The organism is Microvirga pakistanensis (assembly GCF_004458765.1).
Lineage (GTDB): Bacteria > Pseudomonadota > Alphaproteobacteria > Rhizobiales > Beijerinckiaceae > Microvirga > Microvirga pakistanensis.
This window is the reverse complement of the sequence record NZ_SPJX01000252.1, coordinates 1-223: the sequence shown is the minus strand read 5'-3', so window position 1 is coordinate 223 and position 223 is coordinate 1. Positions and strand designations below refer to the sequence as shown.

At 64.1% G+C, this 223-nt stretch carries 1 pseudogene; it reads right to left on the bottom strand.

The window, feature by feature from the left end:
• A pseudogene (locus E4K09_RS29125) lies at positions 1–223 on the bottom strand (hypothetical protein); the annotation flags it as partial.

The following is a 223-nucleotide window of genomic DNA, read 5'->3' as shown; positions in this document are numbered from 1 at the left end:
TGCCCGGTGATCGGGGCGGTATGAAGATCCGACACTTGGGGCTTGCGGGTCTCCTGCACCTTCCGGAAAAGGTCCTCGCGCCGACTATGGAGCAAGGGCGAACCATAGGGCACGCGCGTGTTGAGAAGCACCTCGCCGCCAGGCTCGATCAACGCCACCCAGGAAGGAGCGGCGAGTCCCGCCTCCTGCGCCTGCTTGTGGAAGGCAGCGAAATCACGGTTTG